15 protein-coding genes are annotated in these 18,692 nt (G+C 63.3%); 13 read left to right on the top strand and 2 right to left on the bottom strand.

Annotated elements, in window-relative coordinates; genetic code table 11:
• Positions 1-26: 26 nt before the first annotated feature.
• Positions 27-1,067, top strand: a complete 1,041-nt coding sequence (locus KOR34_RS25815; protein WP_197531753.1) for a KamA family radical SAM protein — start codon at positions 27-29, stop codon at positions 1,065-1,067.
• Between the two features lie 483 nt (positions 1,068-1,550).
• Here KOR34_RS25815 and KOR34_RS25810 read toward each other — a convergent pair whose 3' ends face one another.
• Positions 1,551-3,194 carry a TolC family protein gene (locus tag KOR34_RS25810; RefSeq protein WP_146569041.1) on the bottom strand — a complete coding sequence of 548 codons (1,644 nt, stop codon included), beginning with the start codon at positions 3,192-3,194 and terminating at the stop codon, positions 1,551-1,553.
• A gap of 323 nt (positions 3,195-3,517) precedes the next feature.
• On the opposite strand from KOR34_RS25810, the gene KOR34_RS25805 reads away from it, so the two are divergent.
• The 12 genes from KOR34_RS25805 (at position 3,518) to KOR34_RS25750 (ending at position 16,709) form a co-directional block, all read left to right on the top strand.
• Positions 3,518-4,798 carry an efflux RND transporter periplasmic adaptor subunit gene (locus tag KOR34_RS25805; protein ID WP_146569040.1) on the top strand — a complete coding sequence of 427 codons (1,281 nt, stop codon included), beginning with the start codon at positions 3,518-3,520 and terminating at the stop codon, positions 4,796-4,798.
• A gap of 40 nt (positions 4,799-4,838) precedes the next feature.
• Positions 4,839-8,210, top strand: a complete 3,372-nt coding sequence (locus tag KOR34_RS25800; RefSeq protein WP_146569039.1) for an efflux RND transporter permease subunit — start codon at positions 4,839-4,841, stop codon at positions 8,208-8,210.
• Complete coding sequence (locus tag KOR34_RS25795) at positions 8,207-11,503, top strand: efflux RND transporter permease subunit (RefSeq protein WP_146569038.1); 3,297 nt, start codon at positions 8,207-8,209, stop codon at positions 11,501-11,503. Before KOR34_RS25800 ends, KOR34_RS25795 begins: the two co-directional genes overlap by 4 nt.
• Positions 11,504-11,760: 257 nt before the next feature.
• The gene (locus KOR34_RS25790) at positions 11,761-12,399 is read left to right on the top strand and encodes a hypothetical protein (protein WP_146569037.1); all 639 of its coding nucleotides are present in this window, start codon (positions 11,761-11,763) and stop codon (positions 12,397-12,399) included.
• Positions 12,400-12,694: 295 nt separating this feature from the next.
• Positions 12,695-12,907: an excisionase family DNA-binding protein gene (locus KOR34_RS25785; RefSeq protein ID WP_197531752.1), complete on the top strand. Its 213-nt coding sequence runs from the start codon at positions 12,695-12,697 to the stop codon at positions 12,905-12,907.
• Positions 12,908-12,930: 23 nt separating this feature from the next.
• The gene (locus tag KOR34_RS25780; RefSeq protein WP_146569035.1) at positions 12,931-13,845 is read left to right on the top strand and encodes a hypothetical protein; all 915 of its coding nucleotides are present in this window, start codon (positions 12,931-12,933) and stop codon (positions 13,843-13,845) included.
• Positions 13,842-14,126 (top strand): hypothetical protein, encoded by a 285-nt coding sequence (locus KOR34_RS25775; RefSeq protein WP_146569034.1) that lies wholly within the window; start codon positions 13,842-13,844, stop codon positions 14,124-14,126. Before KOR34_RS25780 ends, KOR34_RS25775 begins: the two co-directional genes overlap by 4 nt.
• 285 nt (positions 14,127-14,411) lie before the next feature.
• A complete protein-coding gene (locus tag KOR34_RS25770) occupies positions 14,412-14,633 on the top strand; it encodes a hypothetical protein (RefSeq protein ID WP_146569033.1) in 222 nt (73 codons plus the stop codon).
• Complete coding sequence (locus KOR34_RS25765; RefSeq protein ID WP_146569032.1) at positions 14,633-14,878, top strand: hypothetical protein; 246 nt, start codon at positions 14,633-14,635, stop codon at positions 14,876-14,878. Before KOR34_RS25770 ends, KOR34_RS25765 begins: the two co-directional genes overlap by 1 nt.
• Positions 14,879-14,889: 11 nt before the next feature.
• On the top strand, positions 14,890-15,651 hold the full coding sequence (locus KOR34_RS25760; RefSeq protein ID WP_146569031.1) for a hypothetical protein: 762 nt from the start codon (positions 14,890-14,892) through the stop codon (positions 15,649-15,651).
• A 283-nt stretch (positions 15,652-15,934) separates the two neighbouring features.
• Entirely contained in the window at positions 15,935-16,120 is a 186-nt protein-coding gene (locus KOR34_RS25755) for a hypothetical protein (RefSeq protein ID WP_146569030.1), read from the top strand.
• A 367-nt stretch (positions 16,121-16,487) separates the two neighbouring features.
• Entirely contained in the window at positions 16,488-16,709 is a 222-nt protein-coding gene (locus KOR34_RS25750; protein ID WP_146569029.1) for a hypothetical protein, read from the top strand.
• Between the two features lie 804 nt (positions 16,710-17,513).
• On the opposite strand, the gene KOR34_RS25745 is transcribed toward KOR34_RS25750, so the two are convergent.
• The gene (locus tag KOR34_RS25745; protein WP_146569028.1) at positions 17,514-18,608 is read right to left on the bottom strand and encodes a type I restriction endonuclease; all 1,095 of its coding nucleotides are present in this window, start codon (positions 18,606-18,608) and stop codon (positions 17,514-17,516) included.
• Between the last annotated feature and the right edge of the window lie 84 nt (positions 18,609-18,692).

The raw sequence follows: 18,692 nt of genomic DNA, 5'->3' as shown, positions 1-18,692 counted from the left end.
CTTCTACGCTTCACCGGTTTCTATTTGTGACCTCACCAATCGATCGATTCGCCGAGAAGACGACCCCTCATCTCCGCAGGCTTGCGGAGTCGAGCGACGCCGTGCGCGCGATGTACCTCTTTGATCCTGAGCACGAGGACCTGCCAGCCAACCGCGATGCGGACCTGTTCCTGGAGAAGCAGCTCACCCGCACCAAGGGGCTGGTGTACAAGTACCCTGGGCGGGCGATTGTGCTGCTCAGCTACACCTGCGCGGCCAATTGCCGGTACTGCGAGCGTCAGGACCGCGTTGGGGTCGGGCTGGACAGCGAGGGGCGTTTGCAGCCAGAGGAGATTGACGCCGCGGTCAGCTTTGTGGCCGAGAGCCCTGAGATCACCGAGGTGATCTTCAGCGGCGGCGATCCACTCACGCACCCGGTTGGCCTGGACCGGGCCTGGCGGGCGATGGCCGCCCTGCCGCAGGTCGCCATTCTGCGGATCCACACGCGGTTCCCGTTGCAGGCGCCGGACAAGGTGGACTTCGACCTCTTGGAGGGCCTGGCGGGCTGTGACGCGATGCCCTACCTGAGCCTGCACATTGACCACCCCGATGAGCTTACGCCTGAGACCGAGGCGGCGATCGGGCGCCTGCGGCGGATGGGGTACGTGCTGATCAGTCAGTCGGTCTTCCTCAAAGGGGTGAACGACGACCTCGACGTGCTGGATCGGATGTTCACGCGGCTGGCGCAGCTTGGCGTCTGTCCGTACTACCTTTACCACTGCCACCCGATCGCCACGACGATGCGGTTTGTTATGACCCTCGACGAGGAGATCGAACTGATGAGCCGGCTACGCGAACGAATCAGCGGCGTCGCCTGCCCGCAGCACATCTTCGAGATGCGCGGAACGACCGGCAAGCTGGTAGTCCCGACCGACCACTGGTCGGTTGATCTTACGTCGGTGTGCGACTTTACCGGTGCGACGCAGGACGTGCGGAGCGTGGCAATGGACGTCGAGCTGCCGACCGTGTCGCTCTCAGCGCCGGCGAAGACTGGCGCCCAAGCAGCGGACGGGATGCCGGATGGCTGAGTCCGTACGAGGCGTGATCCCGACGTGCCACGAGTCGGGCTGCGGCTACCGCTGCTGTGACTTCAGCCGCGGCAACTACATCGTGCTCTACCCAGGAGAGCTTAACGAGGCGGTATCGGCGGGGGCCAAATTGGGGCACCTGGAGATCCGCCCGTCGAGCGACGGTGGGCACCGCGCCATCTGCCACGCGTGCGACACGGGGTGCTGCGACGGTGGCTATAAGCCGCTCGACTGCGCCAGCTACCCGTTCTTCCCGACGATCGACTCGTCGGACCAGCAAGTGCGCTCCGGTCTGGCGTCGCCCAAGTGCCCGCTCTTGCTGTCCGGGCTGCGCGAGCACCGTCAATGGGTCGCGCAGCAGTGGCGGACGTTGGCGGCTCGCAGCTACGCGGTTCGGCGATGGCTAGGACGCGTCACCCTGGTGGATTATCGATCTTTGCCAGACGCGGCGCCTGACTTACCGTACGCCAACGAGTTGGAAGCCTACTCGATTATCAATTGCAGTGGGGGATCCGGCTCGACGGGCGGCAGCCGCTCTGGCTCGGCCGCCGCGACCACCGACTCGGATGAGACTCCGCAGCGGATCTGCCACCCGCCGCCGAGCGCCTTGTAGATCTGGATCAGCGACAGCGCGACGCTCGCCTGCGCCGACGCCAGGTTGTCCTGGTACGTGACGAGCTGCGACTGAACGGTGGCGACGCGGTTGAAGTCGACCTGCCCATTGCGGTACTGGATGACCGCGACCGCTGAGGACTTCTTGAGGGCGTCGACGCTCTCTTGCAACGCGGCCACCAGCTCTCGCGACTGCAGGTAGGACACAATCGCATCCTCGGCCTCTTGGTTGGCCCGGAGAACGGTCTGTTGGTAGAGGGCGACCTGCTCGCGGAACTTGGATTCCTGTACGCGTACGTTGTTCGCTATTCGGCCGTAGTTCAAGATATTCCAGTGGAACGAGGGACCGACAGTGCCGTTGTTGGCCGCCGACGTGAACAGCGAGCTGAACTCGCTGGCGTGCCAACCCAGGCTGCCGGTGATGCTGAACGCCGGGTAGAGTTCCGCGGTAGCGACCCCAATCAGCGCGCTCTCGGCGGCCACGCGCCGCTCCGCGGCCCTTACATCAGGCCTGCGTCGGATCAGTTCCGCTGGGATGCCCACCACCACCTCTGCCGGGGCCGCCGGTACCGGGGCGGGCGGAAGGCGGCTGGCCAGGTTGGCCGGGGGCAGGCCCACTAGTACACACAGTTGATTGTTGGCGATCCTCTGCTGGATGCTTAGCTGAGGGAGCAACGCCTTCGTGTTGGCCAGCGTGGCGGTGGCCTGGTCGATGTCCAACTCCGTGACTGCGCCCTGGTCAAACCTTGCCTTCGCGATGCCGAAGCTCGACTGCTGCAGCGCTACACTCTGTTCGGCCAGCGCGATCCGCTGCTGGTACTCACGTAGCTGCACGTAGGCGGTGGCCGTATCGGCGATCAGGCTGACCAGGATGGCGTCGTAGTTCTGCACCGACTCGCCGAGCCGGGCGTCGCTCGCCTCGATCGCGCGGCGGAAACGCCCCCACACGTCAATCTCCCAGCCAAGGGTGAACCCGTGTCGCCACGACTCGAGCGTCCGCGGTATCTGGATGGGGGTGGGGAGGCGATTGTTGAGCTCGTTCAGTCCGGTGAGGTCGCCGCGGCGTGAGCGTTGGACATGAGTGTAGCCGCCCTCGTAGGCTTGGTGCTGCGGGAACAGGCCGCTGGTGGTGATGGCGAGCTGCGTCCTCGCCTGCAGGACCCGCTGCCCCGCGGCCCGCAGCGTGAGATTCTGCTCGTAGGTCGACTGCACGAGGCCGTTGAGAACCGGGTCGCCGAGCGTCTCCCACCAGGCGAAGTCCTCTTCGTTCGTGGGGGAGGGGATCAGCTTGGGGCTGTCGGCGTCGATCCAGTCGTCGGCGGCGGGCGCGGCAGGGCGGCAGTAGTTGGGGCCGACGAGCAGGCCGTTTCGCCACCAGTCGACCGGCCGCGCGTCACGCAGGCCGGCGCAGCCGGAGCTCATCGCCACGACCGCCAGCAGCGCCAAGGTCCGCCAGCCGCCGACGCTGGCGGGCGGCCTGTCGCGCGTCGGCGTTGGTAGGTGCCTGGGCTGCATGCGTCCGACTGCTGCTGATCTCTCGAGACTGCACGCGTCACGACGCGTTGAAACCGTACAACGCACTTAATCGGTGCAACCGGTGCGGAGCGGACACGTGGAACCCTGGCGTCGAACCGACCGTTACAACCGTCAAGGCTTACCATCGGTCAACAGCATGGCTGTGGGGCGGTCCCAGGCGGGCGGGCATGCGGTGGGAGAGGGATGGAGAGGGCGAGATCCTCTGCTGAGAAGCCGCCCACAGGCTGGTGGGATTGTGGCTATAATCGCCCTGGCGAATTGGACGCAATTCCACTCCGGAGAACCCGCGGCTCCTTACTCTCATGCGTGCCTGGAACCTCACCCAAGTCCTGCCCACCCTGGCAACGCTGCTGACGCTTGTAGGCTGCCGGCCCGCCGCGTTGCAACCGCCCCCCGCTCAGCCGGTCACCCTGACCGTTAGCAAGCCGATCGTCCGTGAGGTGGGGGACTTCAGGGTGTTCACCGGCACGACCGCCGCAGCGCAATCGGTCGATATCCAGGCCCGCGTAACGGGATATCTGGTCAAGCTCCCGTTCAGTGAAGGGGGCGTGGTGAAGTCGGGGGAGCTGTTGGCGGAGATTGATCCCCGGCCCTACCAAGCCAAGCTTGACGCCGCGCAGGGCGAGGTCACGCTTAACGAGGCGCAGCTGAACCTCGCCCAGAAAGAGAACGATCGCGCCAAGGCGATCCGAGCAGAGAATGCGGGGGCCATCAGTCAGCAGGAGCTGGACACCCGTGAGGCGAAGGTCCAAGAGGCCCAGGCGGCGGTGCAGTCGGCAAAGGCCAACCTGGAGCAGTACCGACTTGATCTCGAGTTCACGAAGGTCTACTCGCCAATCGACGGACGCGTCAGCCGCTACTACCTGACAGTGGGCAACCTGGTGACGCAGAACCAGACGCTCATCACAACGGTGGTGTCGCAGTCGCCAATCTACGCCTACTTCGACGTCGACGAGCAGACGATGCTGCAGGTGCTCCGATCGATGTACGATGGGCAATCGCCCCCCGCCAAGTCGGGGAAGGCGCCCGTATCGATCGGCCTGCAGGACGACAACGGCTTCTCACACCACGGCGTCATCGACTTCGCGAACAACGTGGTCGACTCCTCCACCGGCACGATTGTGGTCCGCGGCGAGTTTGAGAACCCCGCCGGCGCGGCGGGTGTTCGGATGCTGCTGCCGGGGATGTTCGTGCGTGTGAAGCTCCCGGTCGGAAAGCCCGAGCGGCTGCCCCTGGTCGCTGAGAGGGCGGTGGTCAACGATCAGGGGCAGACGTTCCTGTACCTGGTCGATGCGCAGGGCAAGGTTGAGTACCGGCGGGTGGAGCTCGGCCGCATGACGGACGACGGCCTGTGGGTTGTCCGAAACGGGCTGGCGGAGGGAGAGCGGGTAGTGGTGAGTGGAGTCCAGTTCGCCAAGCCTGGAGAGCAAGCCCAGGTGAAGGAGGCGCCAATGCCGACCGCCCAGGCAGTCGCGACGCCGGCGCCGATTCCGGCGATGGGCGCCCCGGCAGGCGGTGACTCGTCAAACGCCGCACCGGAGAGCACACCCCAGCCCGCCGCGCCCGCTCCCGCGACGCCCTAGCCGATCGCCAGCCTCACCGGACCCGTCTTTCGAGAGCTCGATGATCTCCCGGTTCTTCATCGAACGCCCGGTCTTCGCGTCGGTAATCTCGCTCCTGATCACGCTCGCAGGCGCCCTGGCGGTGTTCACGCTGCCGGTTTCACAGTACCCCGAGATAACGCCACCCACGATCCAGGTGATCGCTCGGTACCCCGGCGCCAGCGCGCGGACGATGGCCGACACAATCGCGTCGCCGATCGAGCAGCAGGTCAATGGCGTCGAGGGAATGCTTTACATGTCGTCGCAGTCGTCCAATGACGGCACATACATGCTGACGGTCACCTTCGCCCTAGAGACCGACATCGACGAGGCGATGGTCGCCGTGCAGAATCGGGTGTCGCTGGCGATGCCGCAGCTGCCGCAGATTGTGCAGGTGCAGGGGGTCGTCGTTCAGAAGAAGTCGCCGGACATCCTGCTGGTCGTCAACCTGGTCTCGCCCAACCAGACCTACGACACGCTCTACATGAGCAACTACGCGACGCTGCACGTGATCGACGAGCTGTCCCGCATCGACGGGGTCGGCGACCTGACGTTCCTCGGGCAGCGGGACTACAGCATCCGGGTCTGGTTGCTGCCCGATCAACTGGCCTACCGGCGCATGACGCCTGGCGATGTCGTAGCCGCCCTAAGGGGGCAGAACATCCAGGCGGTCATGGGGCAGCTCGGCGGCGCGCCGGCAGCGTCGACGCAGCAACTGCAGCTAACGCTCTCCGCCAAAGGCCGGCTGGGCACGGTCGAGGACTTCGAGCAGATCGTCGTCAAGACGGAAAGCGACGGGGTCACGCGTCACGGCCCGACCACGCGGTCCGTGCTCTTGCGCGACGTGGCACGGGTGGAGCTGGGGTCGCAGGCCATCCGCATGACGTCCACGCTCGACGGCATGCCCACCGTCGGCCTGGCGCTGTACCAGCTCCCCGGCGCCAACGCCCTGGAGGTGGGCACGGCGATCCGCGCGAAGATGAAGGAGCTCGCCGGCGCGTTCCCGGCCGGGCTCGAGTACGCCATCGTCTACGACACCACGCCATTTACCGCCGAGTCGATCCGTGATGTTTTCCACACGCTCGGCGAGGCGACCGTGCTGGTGGCGGTGGTGGTCCTGCTGTTCCTGCAGAACTGGCGGGCGACCATCATCCCGCTGGTCGCTGTCCCCGTGGCGATTGTCGGCACGTTCGCCGTGATGGCGATGATCGGGTTCTCGCTCAACACCTTGTCGCTGTTCGGGCTGGTCTTGGCGGTGGGCATAGTCGTGGATGACGCGATCGTCGTGGTGGAGAACGTGCAGCGGTGGCTTGAGGAGGGGCTCGAACCGCGAGAGGCGGCCATCAAAGCGATGGACGAGGTGTCGGGGCCCATCGTAGCGGTGGCATTGGTGCTGGCGGCCGTCTTTCTGCCCTGCGCGTTCATCGCGGGCATCACCGGGGAGTTCTTCCGCCAGTTCGCGGTTACCATCGCGGTTTCGACGGCATTCTCAGCTTTCAACTCGCTGACGTTGAGCCCCGTGCTTGCGGCGAGGCTGCTGAGGCCCAAGGGCGCCCCGAGGGACTTGGTTGGGCGAGCGCTCTTCCTGCTTCTGCGATGGCCGTTCGGCTGGTTCAACCGGGCTTTCCAGTTTTCCGAGCGAGTCTACTCACGAGCGGTGCGGGCCTTTGTCCGCCGCAGCCTCACCGCTCTGCTGCTGTACGCCGGACTCCTCTACCTGACGGGCTGGTCGTTCACGCACGCACCGCAGGGCTTCATCCCTTTGCAGGACAAAGGGTATCTGCTAGCCAACGTGCAGTTGCCCGACGGCGCGTCGATGCAGCGAACCGCAGAGGTGCTCTCGCGACTCAAGCAGCAGTTGCTGGACACGCCCGGCGTGGCGCACGTCATCACGTTGTCGGGGCGTTCGATACTGGTCAATGCGAACAGCTCGAACTACGGCACCCTGTTCATCATCCTCGACCCGTTTGAGGAGCGACGCACGCTCTCCAAGAACGGCCTGCTGATGCTGATGCGGCTGCGGAACGAGTACCCGGCCAAGTTGAACGACGCGATCGTGCAGATCCTGCCGCCCCCGCCCGTTGCAGGGCTGGGGGTGTCCGGGGGATTCGAGCTCATGGTCGAGAACCGCACGGCGGCGCCGCAGCAAGAGCTGCAGCACGCGACCCAAACGCTGCTCGACGACGCGCTGGCAAGCAGCGAGATCGCCGACGTGTTCACGTTCCGAGACGCCGAGTACCCCTCGGTGCTGCTTGATGTCGATAGAACCCACGCGCGGGCGATGGGCGTCGCGGTGAAGGAGGTGGCGTCGACGCTGCAGTCGACCACCGGGTCGGCCTACATCAACGACTTCAACCTCTTCGGTCGCCGGTGGCAGGTGAACATCCAGGCGGACGCGAGCCGGCGCAGCCAGCTGGAGGACCTTGGGCGGCTGCCGCTGCGGAACACGAGCTGGTCGATGACGCCGCTGCGGGCGTTCTCGACGCAGCAGATCGTCACCGGCCCGCCGATCGTGTTCCGCTACAACATCTACGAGTCGGCGCCGGTCATGGGACGGGCGGACTTTGGCGTCAGCTCGGGTGAGGCGATCCGCGTGGTCGACAAGCTGGCGTCCGAGTCGCTGACTGACGGCATGCAGCACGAATGGACGGGCCTCAGCTACATGCAGGTCGAGGCGGGCGACACGGCCGTCTACATCTTCGCCATGTCGGTGGTCTTTGTCTTCCTTGTGCTGTCGGCTCTGTACGAGAGCTGGGCGTTGCCGCTGGCGATTATCATGGTGGTCCCGCTCGGGCTGCTGTTCTCGATCCTCGGCGTCTGGGCGTTCCCGGTGATGAACGTCGACATCTTTACTCAGATTGGGTTTGTGGTGCTGGTGGGGCTGAGTTGCAAGAATGCGGTGCTGATCGTGGAGTTTGCCAAACAACTTCAGGACCAGGGCGCCGAACTGTTCGACGCGGTGGTGGAAGCCGCGGAGGTGCGGCTGCGGCCGATCGTGATGACCTCGTGTGCGTTTCTGCTGGGAGTGCTCCCGCTGGTGGTTGGGACCGGCGCCGGCGCCGGAATGCGGCGGGCGCTGGGCGTCGCGATGTTCTGCGGGATGTTTGGGGTCACGCTGTTCGGGATCGTGCTCACGCCGGTTTTCTACTACCTGATCCGCAGGGTCGGCGCCGCGGGGCTGCTATCGTCCCCCGTCATGCGCCGCGCCGTTGGGCTGCTTGTCGGGCCGGGGGTCGGCGGCCTGCTGGGGCTGCTGGTCTGGAGGGTGAGCCCGTTGTCCTTCTGGTGGTCCATCCTAGTGGGGCTTGTGTTAGGCCTGCTGGCCGGCGCCGCAGTCCTAGGGCTGCCCCGTCCGTCCATCCGCCACGCTGAGCTGCGGGAGGAAACGGCGTGATCTCCGAGTTCTTCATCAACCGTCCGATCTTCGCCGCGGTGCTTTCGATTGTGATCACAATCAGCGGCGCAATCGCGGTCTTCCAACTGCCGGTATCGCAGTACCCCAACATCACTCCGCCGACGATCGTGGTTTCGGCCCGATACCCCGGGGCGAACGCCGAGGTGGTGCGAGACACGATCGCCTCGGCGATCGAGGAGCAGGTCAACGGCGTCGAAGGCATGATCTACATGTCATCGGTGTGCACGAACGACGGCGCCTACACGCTCACGATCACTTTCGAGCTGGAAACCGACGTCACGATCGATCAGGTGTTGGTGCAGAATCGGGTGTCACTGGCGCTCCCCACAATCCCGTCGATCGTGCAGCAGCAGGGGATCACGGTTACGAAGAAGTCGCCTAACACGCTGATGATCATCAACCTCGTGTCGCAGCGAGACCCCGAAACCGACCAGATGCTGCGGGACAACCTCTACCTGAGCAACTACGCGTCGCTCCAGATTAAGGATGAGCTGGCGCGTCTCGACGGCGTGGGGGACGTGACCTTCATGGGGCAACGCGACTACAGCATGAGGGTGTGGCTAGACCCGCAGCGGCTTGCCTCGCTGGGGCTGACGGCCGCGGAGGTGGTGCAAGCGATCGAGGACCAGAACGCCCAGATCACCGCCGGTCAGATCGGGGCAGAGCCCGCGCCGGCCGGTCAGCAGCTGGAATTGGCGATCACTACCCTGGGGCGCCTGACCACGGTCGATGAGTTCAGCGACATCGTGATCAAGAGCGATCTCCGGGGCGGGCTGACCGGCGACGGGGCGCGGGGCAACACCTCGACGGGCGCCGCCCGCAGCGCTACCGCGGCGGCGAACGCCAACGCGCGGATCGCGAAGAACACGGGCATCGGGGTCAACCCGGCGGCCAGCATCGTCCGCCTGTCGGACGTCGCTCGGGTCGAGCTAGGGTCTCAGCAGTACAGCCAGGCGTGCACGCTGGACGGGGAGCCATCGGTCGCGCTCTCGGTCTTCCAGCTCCCGGGGTCTAACGCCATTGCGACGGCGCGCAGCGTCTACGCAAAGATGGACGAGCTCAGCCGCCGGTTCCCGCCGGGCGTCGAGTACCAGATCGTCTACGACACCACCCCGTTCATCCACGAATCGATCACCGAGGTGTTCAAGACGCTCCGCGACGCGATGGTGCTTGTCGGGCTCGTGGTGCTGGTCTTCCTGCAGAACTGGCGGGCCACGCTCATCCCACTAATCGCCGTGCCGGTGGCGATAGTTGGCGCCTTTGCGGTGATGGCGGTGCTCGGGTTCAGCCTCAACAACCTCTCGCTGTTTGGCCTGGTGCTAGCGATCGGCGTGGTCGTCGACGACGCTATTGTCGTAGTGGAGAACGTGCAGCGATGGCTCGAGCAGGGTGAAACGCCCCACGCCGCGGCAGTCAAAGCGATGCAAGAAGTTACGGGGCCTGTGGTCGCCGTGGCCTTGGTGCTCTCGGCGGTATTCCTGCCGTGCGCGTTCATCGCGGGCATAACCGGTGAGTTCTTCCGGCAGTTTGGCGTGACGATCGCGGTGTCGACGATCATCTCCGCCTTCAACTCGCTGACGCTCAGCCCCGCCCTCGCGGCGTTGCTTCTCCAGCCGGTCGGCGCCAAGCCCGACATCCTGACCAGATTGCTCAACGGCCTGTTCGGCTGGTTCTTCAAGCTGTTCAATCTGGCCTTCGACCAAAGCAACCGGGCTTATACCGCCGCAACAGGGATTCTGCTCCGCGTCTGCGTCGTGGTGCTCGTGATCTACGGTGGGTTGCTCTACCTGACGTACGACACGCTGGACCATGCGCCTTCCGGTTTCGTGCCGCAGCAGGACAAGGGCTACCTGCTGCTCAACGTCCAGTTGCCCGACGCCGCGTCTCTGCAAAGGACCGAGGCCGTCACATCCGCCGTCGAGCAAATTGCCCGGGGGACGCCGGGCGTGGCGCACACTGTGGGAATCTCGGGCCAGTCGATCCTGCTCAACGCCAACGCGTCGAACCTAGGATCGTTGTACGTCATGCTTGAGCCGTTCCATCAGCGTAGTTCGCGTGATTTAACCGCCGACGCGATCGCCGCACGGATCCGCTCCGCTTGCCGGCAGCAAGTGAGCCAGGCCCAGACGGCCGTCTTCGCGCCTCCCCCGGTTGATGGGCTTGGCGTGATCGGCGGCTTCACGCTGGTGGTTGAGGACCGGGACGACCAGGGGCTGTTAGCGCTGGAGCACGCCGCGGACGCTCTAGTCGAGCGCGGCAACTCTACCGACGGGCTTAGTGGTCTGTTTACAGGACTGCGAGCGGACACGCCGTGGATCTACCTTGATGTGGCCCGCGACAAGTGCGAGTCGCTTGGGGTCAGCGTCGCCGACGTGTTCAGCGCGTTGCAGTACAACATCGGCTCCTACTACGTGAACGACTTCAACGAGTTCGGCAGGTCGTGGCAGGTGAACGTCATGGCCGAGTCCGACTACCGCAGCCGGGTTTCCGACATCCGACTGATCCAGGTCAAGAACCGCCAGGGAGACATGGTCCCGCTGTCGACGCTCTTGTCCGTCAAACGTGTCAGCGGCCCGGTGATGCTGCAACGGTTCAACAGCTACCCCGCGGCGATTGTCTATGGCGACTTCGCACCCGGCACAAGCTCAGGCCAGGGGGTGGAGGCAATGCGGCGCATCGCCCGTGAACAGCTCCCTAAGCAGATGGCCTTCCAGTGGGCCGACATGATCTACATGCAGCTGCAGGCGGGCAACACGGCGATGTACGTGTTCGCCCTGGCGGTGGTCTTTGTCTTCCTCGTGCTGGCCGCGCTCTACGAGAGCTGGCTGCTGCCGCTCGCGGTGATCCTGGTCGTGCCGATGTGCCTGCTCAGTTCGGTCGCCGGCGTGTTGTACCTGGGCCTGGACGTGAACATCTTTACGCAGATCGGCTTTGTCGTGCTGGTCGGGCTGGCGTGCAAGAACGCGATCCTGATCGTCGAGTTCGCCCGCCAACGACAAGCCCAGGGCGCGTCCCGCCGTCAGGCCACGCTCGACGCGTGCCGCCTACGCCTGCGGCCCGTGCTGATGACCTCGTTCGCGTTCATCTTGGGCGTCGTCCCGCTGGTCATGGCGACCGGCGCCGGCGCCGAAATGCGCTACATGCTGGGCGCCGCGGTGTTCTTCGGCATGCTCGGCGTAACGCTATTCGGCGTCATTCTTACACCGGTGTTCTACTACGCGATCATGGCCGTGACCGACCGCCAGCAGCAAGACGCTTCGGCAAGACAGTAAGACTAGCTACGTCTAAGAGAAAAGAAGTGGGCGATACAAGACTCGAACAGTTAGCGGAATCGCCGCAGTTCCAGGCCCTTCTGGCCAAAGCGCTGCACGAGGCGCTGCAGAAGCTGCAGGAGGGGACGCCCCGTAGCCGCTAGAATGGCGGCGAACAACCATCCAGCCAGCGGGCTTGATCACCCGCGTCGGCCTGCCCGAGCAGCCCTCTCCTGCGGCGCTCGGGCTGGCCGGGTTGGACTAGCAGGAGGATTCTGTTGAACGATCGCCAGAAAGCGTTGTGCATCGAGTCATATCGATTGGCTCATTCCGTGGTGGAGTGTGCTGCATATGCGTCGTTCATTCCGCCCAATTGCGACAACAGCGTAAACAGCCCTGGCGATGTTGCCAGCCGTGCGGCGCACCTGGAGGACTCACTGGACTGCCTTCGCGAGTCAGTAAAGCCGGAAACCCGCCAACTGTTCAATGCGGCGAACCCATTCCCAGCTCAGGTTGGTTCGTATGCCGGACTGTCTTACCTAGAGGTGGCTGAGGAGTATGGAGAGGACGTATTGTCGACCGCCGCAGCCTCTGGTCTCACCTCGGAACCCGATGAAGAGAGCATGACGCGGTTCTTTAAGGAACTTTCTGCTCGGCGGTTTCCTGCCTTCGATATCGGTCTCTTGGAACTGCACCTCTACAAGGAATGTGTTCGGGTAATTGGAGACGAGCAGATCGAGGTTCCGCATCGAAGCACGCGTGAGCCGCGCAGTGAGGTAGTTCGCGCAGCTGTGAATCTCCTGGCGGACGCGAGAGCGAGGGGAGTCGCACCGGATTACGGCGTGATCGCTCAACGAACGGGCGCCTCGCGGAAGTACGTAAGGAGCATCGCGTCGAAGTACGGGTTTACTCCTTGAAGCGCTACGGATCGTCAGAGTAGCGCTGCGGTTTGTGTCAATCCTTGCCATTCTGCGCTAGAAATACAGTCGCAGAAATCTTTCTGGAATCGTGATCTCAGCGTAGCGCTCGGCCGCTGTAATCAGTTGCAGATGGAGGCTGACTGGATGGTGTGTCCAGCCCCCCACCGCAATTGAAGGAGATCCTAAGGTGACGACTAGAAAGTGCTCTGGCCTTGCTCTTGTGGCCGCTGCGATCGCTGCGGCCTCCCCTCACTCTGCCGGACTGTTGCAGTCTCTGGCTATGGTGGCGCCATTGATCGCCTTGGCCGCGGCAATCGCACCGCCGCCCATTGAGCCGCCGCCGTTCAATCGCAAGTCATTGGCGGAGCGGTGGGGCGTCAACGAGCGCACGATCGACGCCTGGATTGCTTCCAGGAAGATCCACGCCGTGCGGCTCGGGCACCAGGTCCGGATCTCATACGCCGAGGTTTTGCGAGCTGAGGCCGAAGGCATCGCCACTTGCTAGCACGTTGTACCGGAGGCCCCGCCATGGCTGGTGATTGGATCAAGATGCGTAGCGGACTCTGTGATGAGCCTGAGGTCATTGCGCTCGCAGCCTGTACGGGGCTCGACGAGGACGCCGTCGTGGGCAAGCTCCATCGCCTGTGGGCGTGGGCGGATCAGAAATGCGCCGACGGTAACGCACCTGGCGTTACGACTAGTTGGATCGATCGCTACGTGAGGGCGGACGGGTTCGCGGCCGCGCTAGTCGAGGTCGGCTGGCTCGAGAGCACCGAGAGTGGTGTGAGGTTTCCGAAGTGGGAACGTCACATGTCGAAAAATGCTAAGCGGCGTGCACTTACGGCGACGCGGGCAGCAAACCACCGCACTAAACGTAACGCTGAGAGTAACGCAAGGAGTAACGCACCTCGCGTTACGAAGGGCGCACCTAGAGAAGAGAAGAGAAGAGAAGAATCTCCTCCCCCTACCCCCTCCGGGAATGGGCCGTTGACCGGGGGGCCCGGATTGGAGGAGGTGGAGGAGGGATTGCGTAGGTGTGGGGTCTCGGTGGCGGGCAGGGCGGCGCGCGAGACGCCGCTACAGCCCGAGGAGTGCCTCGCCCTAATCGAAGAGTTTGAATCGGCCCCGGCAGGTGCTTGGGCACCCGGGGCGCTCTACCGGCGGGTGATGGGGCAGCTCGACGAATGGCCACCGAAGAACCACGTGCCGGAGTCTGACGTCGACCGGGCTGCGAGGGAGCAGCGCGAGGAAAACTTGCGACAGCTGGAAGCCGAGTGGGGACACGCCCACGACGCTCTGCCTCGGGACGCCAGAAGCGAAATAGTGGCCGTTGCAAAGCGTTCTGATCCAGAAGCGAAGTCGGGCAGCCGACTGCGATCGGCATGCTTGCGCGTGCTGGCAGCTGACCCGGATCACTGGAAGAAGCCCGTGGAGGTCGCATGAGCAGTCGCACACTACCAGCTCCCGCCGAGACGCCGCCTGCGCGGCGTGGGACTTTCGATGCAAAGGCCAGCCGGGTGCGGCGTGTAGAGATTCAGGCCAGCCACAACCTGCTCGAACGCAACCACGGCGCGGCGCTCGACGCCATGGAAGCCGCCGAGCGCGACCGGCTCGCCCTGTACGTATTCGGGTCGGAGGAGAGCGTACGGCTCGGCCGGCAGCATGCTCCCGACTTGTACCGGATCGCCCTGCTGTCAGCACTGGCGACCGGAAAACAGCCGTAGCCAACCAGAAGTTTACGAGACCTGCGATGGAGTGCCGTTTCGAGAGTGGCTGCTGAGAACCCAACCCGACGCGACTGGTCAAAGGCGCCGATGCTCTTGATCCCCAAGCCCGCCTGCCCCCACTGTGGGCACCCTGGATTCCGGCGGGTCAAGACGGCCCCCAACGGCGATGGCGGGTCCACTCGGCAGTGCGTATGCCTGGCCTGCGACCAGGGCTTTCTCGTAATTGATGAGCCGACGTTCCAATCGGAACTTCCTGTTGTTTGGCCCGTGTAGGATTCCAGCATGAACACGCCCAACCTACTGCCGATCGGACGCATCGCCGTTCAGATCCAATCCCCGCTGTCCGACATCCGACGAGCAGCCGCGGCCGCCGGCGTCGAGCCGGCGCTGTCGCTCAACGGGGTGCTGTACTTCAGCGAGGTGGACGTCGAGAAGATCGACGCCCACCTGCGTCGGCGCGCCAGCAGCCCCGCCGACCCCATGAATCCGCCGGAGATCCTCTAGTGCCGCAAGACACCCCCCAGGGCCTGGCCGCGGTCGAAGCGCTCGAGGCGGCCGCCCAGGAGCTCGCCCAGCGACTCTACAACGAGTCTGAGTATCTCGAGCTATCCGACACGCTGTTGTCGGCCGTGATCAGCCGGGTGCACCGTGAGAACCCCGCACTCTCGCGCGAGGCCGATCGCTACAACGCGAAGTGTATTTCCAAGTACGCCATCTGCCAGCGGCAGTGGCCCATTCCCACCAAGTAGGACTAGCAAACATGCCGACAGCAGCCCCAGTCGCCACCGTCCAAACGAGCCCCGCCAACAACACCGCCCAGTCCAACGCCCCCCAAACACGGCCGCCGAGAATCAAAAGTCTTGCCGCGTATGAGCCGATTGACCCGGCAGCGGTCTGCGCGGCCTACGAGGCGTTGTGCGATATCGAACGCACCGCTGACTCGCTTGACTCGCTCAATAGCCTCGAGCTGGACGAAGACCAAATTGCAGCCATCGAGCCGTACTTCGCTGAAGTCCATGTGATTGGCCGCTGTCAGTGCTGCGACACCGTGCTCGCGACAACGAGCTTGCCGAAGCAGGACGATGGCACGCCACGGGCGATGCGAAGCGAGCTCCGCCGAATAGGCCATGCCAGGCAACTACGCAGCCGCGGAGTCGGCCAGTCGGCTGTTGACGACGCCGACGCCAAACGCAAGAGAGCCTACGAAGCCTTGGATGCCGCGGACGGAGCTGTGACCTCCGAGCGGTTGGCAGGCGAACAGATCGAGCAATACGAGTACGAAGCCCAGAAGGCCCACGCGGGAAGACTGGCTGTTCTAAAGTCGGAAGCGAAGCAGGCTCGCGATCACTTCAATGAAGCGGCTGCGAAACACATCGCTGCTAAGCGGGCTTTGGAGACTCTCATTTCAGAAGTTCCACGCCGCCTTCTGCAGCGAATCAGCAAAGTCGACCAAGTCTCCCACCCCCACATTCACGAATGGGCCGAGACCGGAGCCCTTACCCCCCAAATGTTGCGTGGTTGAAAACCGATAACCAGCAGCATGATTAAAGCACAGGAGAAACGAAGATGCCTACCAAACAGCCCCGATCACCACAACAGGAGGACGCTCAGGAGTCACTGAGCATCGAGGAGTCCAGGCAGCTAGTTCGCCAGGTCATGCGGGAGCGGAACTGCTCACGCCGAGAAGCGTGGGTTCGCATCCAGCGACGCGGTAGCGGACACCGTCCAACCAGCAAGTGCGGTCCGTTGCCAGGTTAGATCCGCACAGGGCCGCCATTCAGTCCAAGCAACAAATGGTTCAATAGATGAAATCTGTACTAGCTACGAAGCCAGCGTCCAACTCCAACATCGGCTACCGTGAGCTCGCCGAGGAGTACATGGACAAGCACAAGTGCCGCTGGTCTGATGCTTGCCTGGCCATCAAGCGACGGTACCCCGAGGCGATCGCTGCTTTCGGTGGTCCGCCGCCGTTGAGATCCAGCACGGCCTGATGATCGGTAGGCCCGCGATACTTTCTACCAGTTCGCTGGTGGGGTGATGGGGGAGCTGCGGCGAGCGTCGCTCCTCAAACCCAAGAGACGCAGATCTGCCAAAGCAGCAGCGCAAGGGCAAGCCGGCCGTCGGGTGTTTCGGCCACCGGGCGGCTGGTCCCCCTCCCCCAGGCTCACCTCCTATCCCCCCGGGGGCCTTCGGGGTCCTTCTGGCCACCCCCCACGGGGGCTCCGCCAGGAGCGATCGAAAGGTTTTTTTATGCGAGGCGTGGATGAACTCTCAGGTAAGTAAACATCAAATTGGTAGTACATAGTGCCAGATCCAACAAAGCCCGACCGCCCTGGCTCCTGGCTGACGGCGCCGCAGATGGCAGACGTGCTGGATGTGAGCGTCGGATTCTTGCGCCGCGAGGTTCTACGACTGGCTCGCCAAGAGCACATTCGCACAGTGGGCCGCCGGAAGTTGTACAAGGCGAGGCCACTCCTCGAAGCCTTCCTCAACCGTCAACTTGCCGGTGAGCGCGAGATTGACGATATCGGCATTTGTTCGGGACTGGGCGACGCTGACCCGGATGAGTGGCGGAAATGACTCGTCGCCGCACCATCCGTATCAGCTGCGCTGCAGTTCTCCGCTCTCTGGCGTTTCTCGACCAAATCTACGGCGGTGTGCGTCGGCGATTTTCCAGAAGTAGGAAGCCGCCAATGTCTTACTACGGACTCACTGGACGCCTGAGGATCGCCTAAAGCGGATTGGATTCAATTGGCCGGCACCAGCGTGGCCGCCAGATGTGTTTCCGCGGATAGTAGATCGAGGTCCACGACGCTAGCTTGAGCTAGCGGCAATCTTTGGCAATATGGACTGAGCCCCGCGCGTCAGCGTCTGAACAACCGGCGCGGGGCTAATGCTAAAGCCACGTATCTGATGGGTGGCGTCATTGCAAGACTGGATGAACTGCATTCGCAGCGATAGTTCTATGAGCACTTGCTCCTGGCTAGAGAGATGCTCGCTGTTAGTGTTAACCATGCCATACTTGCCGTGCAGCACCACATCTGTTGCGAGTTCAAGAAAGTCTGCGCGAGACACTGTTGGGCGCAAGTGGTGTCGGTCGCAAGATACACCGCGACAGAATCCACGATTCCCGCCGAAAGAACTTGCTGTTGGCACCTGAGGTGCTGACTGCATCGAAGAATTCCGCTGCGTCGCCACAGTCGATTCGCCTCAGGTACGGCGGGCATGGGGCATTGCATACTACTGCCTCAGACATCTCGCAACTCCACGCTTTGCCTCCGCCTAAGGCCGGCAAACCTTACAGGGCTCCATACCAGCCGCCGTCACTGCGGCGAGTTCGATCAGCCTTCCTGACTCGCGCCGTCAACTATCTGCCCGTTGGAGCTAGGATTCGTTAGCGTACCTGGAGGCCGTTTCGCACAGCGATTGCGCGTGCTGATAAATACACTCCAGGGATTCGATCGCTTCCCGCTTCACCTTCTTCTCGGCATCAAATAGCCCGATGTACTTCCGCCGCGAATCGAAGTAAAGCCGGCAAATCGGCTTCCGATTGTTGTCGTCCGCCAGCACTCCGCAGTAGCTCTGCGTATCGCGAATTGTCACTCGAGCCGGTGGTAAGACATCTCTAACAATCGACTTCACGATGTAGAACGCCTCAATTTCTTCCTCGGTTGTGACAACGGACGGTCCAGCGTCAGAAGTCGGCTCCTCCTCGATGTGCGACTCGGCGATGCGAGCTGGCGCATCCCCCTGGATGGCAGACTCTAGCCGCATGCGGATTCGATCACGCACGAACTCGTGGAATGCCCTCTTGGTGATTTCCGTGAACTGTTCCTTCACCGCCTGCGATATTCGCCCGTCGTAGACCCTCTGGCAGAATAGCTTCACAAATTCTTCGGAGGGCGAGGTGAATTCGTCGGCGATGCTTCGTGCTATCCCCTTCGTGTACTTGAGGTCGCTCGCCGTTTGGAGGATATCCTCCTCCGAGAAGTTTTCTTTGGAAAACTTCTTGAGCTCCATTGCTACTTGGTCCGTCACGCTAATGAGCGACCACTCGAAGAACGGCTTGCCATCCATCTTGTTCGGCGCTTCGAGATCGGAAAAGAACTGGTAGTCGATTCCGTTTGTAAACACTCCGAATCTCGCGTCCGTAACCGAGAAGTATCGGTAGAGCTGCGACGGCGTAAGCTTGTCAAGATCGGCGCCGACGCTCTTGCATTCGAAGAGCATGATGGCCTTGCCGTCGGCCATAATTGCGTAGTCGACCTTTTCGCCCTTCTTGATGCCGACATCGGCCACGAACTCCGGCACCACTTCGAGGGGGTTGAACACGTCGTAGCCGAGAAGCTGCAGCAGTGGCATCACGAGAGCGTTCTTAGTTGCTTCCTCGGTTTGCAGTTGTTCGGCCGCCATCTGCGCCCGGTCGGCAAGCTCTTGATACCATCCCACCGCTTCTGTAACAGCTAGCACCGCTGCCATCAGCGTGTATTGAAAGAGAGGCGGGCCACGCTTGGTTTCCTAGAATTGTTTGTTGTGAAACTCAAACAGAAGGAGACTAGCCAT

It is taken from the genome of Posidoniimonas corsicana, from assembly GCF_007859765.1.
GTDB classification, from domain to species: Bacteria; Planctomycetota; Planctomycetia; order Pirellulales; family Lacipirellulaceae; genus Posidoniimonas; species Posidoniimonas corsicana.
The sequence above is the reverse complement of the archived record's forward strand: the minus strand, read 5'-3'. Positions and strand labels throughout refer to the sequence as shown.